Below are 4,885 nucleotides of genomic sequence, written 5' to 3'. Positions count from 1 at the left end.
GCTATAGCATTATGTTGCAGTGCAGGCATTCGTGTATCCGCTCAGCAAAAAGATACCGTGCCCCCCATGCAGCCCCCTGCTAATCCGCCGGCCGTTTCTCCGATCAACATGGGAAATCCGCAACAGTACGAAATTGCCGATATTACCGTTGTCGGTACCCAGTACCTGGATAAGTCACTGCTGCTGTCGCTTTCCGGCCTCAGTGTGGGCGACAAGGTAACCTATCCCGGTGGTGACCAGTTTACTAAAGCGATCCAAAGCCTCTGGTCACAAAGATTGTTCGCAGATGTGACTATTTATGTGACCAAAATCGAAGACAATAAAATCTGGCTGGAAATAGGATTAACGGAAATGCCCCGTATGTCTACCTTCTCCTTCAAAGGAATTAAGAAAACAGAAGGAGATGATATTGCTGCCAAAGCAACTTTGCGTAAAGGAAGTGTGATTACCCAGGCAATGAAACAAAACGTTATCGGGGTGGTACATAAATTTTATGCTGATAAAGGTTTTGGTAACGCTACTGTAAAAATTGAAGAAAGAGCCGACAGCGGTGCGGTGAATTCCAAACACGTCATCTTTACAGTTAACAAAGGAAATAAAGTACGTATCGAAACCATTAACCTGGTAGGCAACTACAATATTGCGGATAACAAGATTAAGAAAAAGATGAAGGGTACCAAAGAGCGCTCCCGCTTTACCCTGCATCCTGATACGGAACAGGTATATGTAGATTCCCTGGCCCAGCCGGATGATTTCTGGCAAACCTATGGTTTCCTGCAACCTACCCGCGCACTGGAAAAGCTGGACCCTTATTTCCGCTTTAAACTGTTTAGCTCTGCCAAGTTTAATGAAACCAAATACATCGAGGATAAAGGTAAAGTAGTAGGTCTCTATAACTCCAAAGGTTATCGTGATGCCCTCATCGTAAGAGATACAACTTACAAAACCCGCACGCAGAATCTGAATATTGATATGCAGATCTCTGAAGGAAAGAAATATTATTTCGGTGATATCACCTGGAAAGGTAATACCCGCTATTCCGACTCCGTACTGACCCGTTTACTCGGTATCAAAAAAGGAGATATATACAACCTGGAACTGCTGGAAAAAAGAATTGGTAAACAAATGTCACAGGAAGGTGGCGATATCAGTGGTTACTACATGGACTATGGATATCTGTTCTTCCAGATCGATCCGGTGGAAATCGGCATCCGTGGCGATACCATCGACTACGAAATCCGTTTACGTGAAGGACCGCAGGCTACCATTAAGGAAGTACGCATTGCCGGTAACGAAAAAACAAATGAACACGTTATCCGTCGTGAACTGCGCACCATACCAGGTGAGAAGTTCAGCCGTCAGGATCTGATCCGTTCCAACCGTGAAATTGCGAATCTGGGTTTCTTTAACCCGGAAAAGATCGGTATGAACCCTGTTCCTAACGTACAGGATGGTACCGTGGATATTGACTATACCGTAGAAGAAAAAGCGAATGACCAGCTGGAGCTGTCTGCAGGTTGGGGTGGTTATATCGGTTTAACCGGTACGCTCGGTGTAACGTTCAATAACTTCTCGTTACGTAACATCTTCAGAAAAGAAACATGGGATCCATTACCAAGTGGAGATGGCCAGAAACTGTCTGTGCGTGTATCTTCCAATGGTAAAGCTTACCGTTCTTATAACTTCTCTTTCACTGAGCCATGGCTGGGTGGTAAGAAGAGAAACCAGTTTTCTGTAAGCTTCTATAGCAGCTATCAGAATCCTTATGCTTACAACGATTATTATAAATTGCCTGGAGATACCACTACTTCTACCGATGGTCACTTCAAAGTATTGGGTGCTTCCGTATCACTGGGTAAACAGCTGAAATGGCCGGATGACTATTTCACCCTGATTTACTCTTTGAACTATCAGCAGTATAAACTGAAGAACTACAACTACTTTGGTATTCCCGGTTTTGAAAATGGTACTTCCAATAACGTGAACATTAAATTAACGCTGGCAAGATCTTCTGTGGATCAGCAGATCTTCCCGCGTAGTGGTTCCAACTTCATGTTATCAGCGCAGTATACGCCGCCGTATTCCCTGTTTAATCCTGATAAGGACTACTCCAAGGAAACGGCTTCTGAACAGTTTAAATTTATCGAGTACCAGAAGTACCGCTTTAACGCAGAATGGTATGTGCCTTTGAGCAAACCAATGGGTACCGACAACAAAACATTTGTGTTGAAAGTAGCTGCGAAATTCGGTTACATTGGTCGTTACAACAACCGTACAACGCTGTCGCCTTTCGGCAGATTTGAAATGGGTGGTGATGGTTTGAGTAACTTCGCTATCTACGATCGTGATATCATTTCTCAGAGAGGCTACCCGGTGTATTATACATCCGATCCGAGCATCAATCCTGAAAATGGTCAACCTGCCAATTACTCCGGATTTACGGTGTTCAATAAGTTTGTGATGGAACTGCGGTATCCATTCAGTCTGAACCCAAGTTCTACGATTTTTGGTCTGGCCTTCCTGGAAGCAGCGAATGGTTACAAGGATTTACAGGAATACAATCCGTTCAGGTTACGTCGTTCTGCCGGTATCGGTATGCGTTTCTACCTCCCGATGTTCGGATTGCTTGGATTTGATTACGGTATTGGGTTTGATCGTCTTACACCAGGTGGTGGTCTGAAGGACGCAGCCAAGTTTACCTTTATGCTCGGTTTTGAACCAGAATAATGTGAAAATAAATTATATATTGCAAGTTTAACCGTTGTTTTGGTTTTGCAAAAAATCTATTGTAGCATGAGAAAAATATTTATTACAGCCGCTATTGTATTGGCTATGGGCGGTGCAGCAAGTGCACAGCGCTATTGCGTGATAGATACAAAATATATACTGGAAAGCATTCCTGAATACAAGGAATCGCAGAAGAAACTGGATGCCGTTGCTGAACAGTGGCAGAAGGAAATTGATGCCAAATTCCAGGAAGTAGATAAGATGTACAAATCTTATCAGGCCGAACAGGTAATGCTGACAGAAGAACTGAAGCGCAAAAGAGAGGATGAAATTGTGGCAAGAGAAAAAGAGGCAAAGGATTTGCAGAAGAAGCGTTTTGGTTATGAAGGAGATCTTTTCAAGAAAAGAGAAGAACTGGTAAAACCAATCCAGGACAGGATCTACAATGCCGTGCAGAAATTATCTGCCAGCAGAATGTTTGACTTTGTACTGGACAAGGCCGCAGGTGCCACCGTTATTTTCTCTGATCCCAAGCTGGACAAAAGCGAAGAGATTCTGAAATCCCTCGGGGTGAAGAAATAATCGTGTACCTATTTTTTAACTATAAGTATTTAAATTTTTTTAAACACAGACAACATCATGAAGAAGTACGTAATTATTGCTTTTGTGGCGGTTACCGGTTTGTTCAGCGTGAATGCAATGGCACAATCCAAGGTAGCGCATATTAATGCACAAGCTCTGGTAGCCAGCATGCCGGAGGCTAAGAAGGCAGAAACTGATCTGCAGACTTTTGCTCAGAGCCTGGAAGGTGAGGGTAAAACTATGGTGGATGAGTACACAAAGAAAATGAAGGATTTTGATGACAAGGCGGCCACTATGACCGACAATATGAAGGAAATTAAAGGTCGTGAAATCCAGGATGCTCAGAAACGTATCCAGGACTACCGCGAAGCTGCTGAACAGAAAGTACAGGCTAAACAGCAGGAACTGTTGAAACCTATCTACGATAAAGCACGCAAAGCCATTGAAGATGTAGCGAAGGAAAAAGGCTACGGCTATGTAATCGACAGCTCTGCTGGTATGCTGCTGGTTTCCCCTGCTGCAGACGATATTCTCGTACCAGTTAAGGCTAAATTAGGCGTTAAATAATTGATTCTTTTAATATAAAGGTGGAATGCGGCTGGTACTGCATTCCACCTTTACATTTAGGAATTTGGATTTTAATTTTACTTTCTAAATATTTTCTGCTACCTTTGCCTTCCGTTTTAAAAAACAGTATACTTTAATTCGGGAGTTTTAGTATAGTACAGGTAAAAACAAAAAAAAGAAATGAAACGTACTTTTCAACCGCATAACAGACGCAGAAAGAGCGTTCACGGCTTCAGAAAGAGAATGGAAACCGCTAATGGCCGTAAGGTATTGGCTTCCCGTAGAGCAAAAGGTCGTAAGAAGCTGACTGTTTCTGACGAGCGTAAGCTGAAATAATTATAGTAGCTAAATACTATTTGCCATAAAAACTTATTCTTTTAGAAAGGAAGAAAGGTTAAAAAGCAGAAAACTTATTGAAACGCTTTTTCGTGAAGGAAAAGCGTTTTCTGTTTTTCCATACCGTGTGGTTTACATGCCCCTCAAGGAGCCGTGTAAATACCCTGTGCAGGTAGGCTTTAGTGCCGCTACGCGCAAGTTCCCACATGCAGTCGACCGTAACCGTATCAAACGCCTGGGGCGCGAAGCCTGGCGCCTGCAAAAGCAGGAATTATACGACCACCTCCAGTCTCAATCCCGGCAGCTCGCCATTTTCCTAATCTATACAGACAAAAAAATAGCCTCCTTTTCTACCCTGCAAGACAAAATTTCGGTAATTTTAAAGAAGCTGCAGCAAGCGTAAGGCTGAAAGCCCAAAGCTGAAAGCTATAGGAGCGGAGATGATGTTTTGAAATCGTCCCTATCGCAAAGGTTTCGTTGTTATCCTTCGCTGCAATAGCTTTTTGCCTTGAGCTTTCAGCTTCTTAAAATATTGTTTATATGAATCGTGTAGTGCGCTGGCTGACTTACCCTTTTATTTTCCTGATAAAGATGTATCAATGGTTTATATCCCCCTTGCTGGGGAGCAAATGCCGTTATACGCCCACCTGTTCTCAGTATGGGATTGAAGCAT

At 43.0% G+C, this 4,885-nt stretch carries 6 protein-coding genes; all 6 read left to right on the top strand.

The annotated features are described in order from the left end of the window. Positions 1-2,727, top strand: a 2,727-nt coding sequence (locus VIP81_RS30500; protein ID WP_331970864.1) for a BamA/OMP85 family outer membrane protein, incomplete at its 5' end; no start/stop codon positions are given. Positions 2,728-2,793: 66 nt separating this feature from the next. Next, positions 2,794-3,309, top strand: coding sequence for an OmpH family outer membrane protein (locus VIP81_RS30495; protein ID WP_331970861.1), 516 nt, complete (start codon positions 2,794-2,796; stop codon positions 3,307-3,309). Between the two features lie 57 nt (positions 3,310-3,366). Further along, the gene (locus VIP81_RS30490; protein ID WP_331970858.1) at positions 3,367-3,876 is read left to right on the top strand and encodes an OmpH family outer membrane protein; all 510 of its coding nucleotides are present in this window, start codon (positions 3,367-3,369) and stop codon (positions 3,874-3,876) included. Between the two features lie 180 nt (positions 3,877-4,056). Continuing rightward, positions 4,057-4,212, top strand: coding sequence for a 50S ribosomal protein L34 (rpmH, locus tag VIP81_RS30485; protein ID WP_012788729.1), 156 nt, complete (start codon positions 4,057-4,059; stop codon positions 4,210-4,212). A gap of 13 nt (positions 4,213-4,225) precedes the next feature. After that, positions 4,226-4,615, top strand: coding sequence for a ribonuclease P protein component (locus VIP81_RS30480; protein ID WP_331970870.1), 390 nt, complete (start codon positions 4,226-4,228; stop codon positions 4,613-4,615). Positions 4,616-4,752: 137 nt separating this feature from the next. Beyond that, a partial coding sequence (gene yidD / locus VIP81_RS30475; RefSeq protein WP_331970867.1) for a membrane protein insertion efficiency factor YidD occupies positions 4,753-4,885 on the top strand: 133 nt, incomplete at its 3' end.

The sequence above is a fragment of the Chitinophaga sp. genome (assembly GCF_036566945.1).
In the GTDB taxonomy this organism is placed as follows: Bacteria; Bacteroidota; Bacteroidia; order Chitinophagales; family Chitinophagaceae; genus Chitinophaga.
Note: the sequence above shows the minus strand (reverse complement) of the source record. Positions and strands in the feature narration are given on the sequence as shown.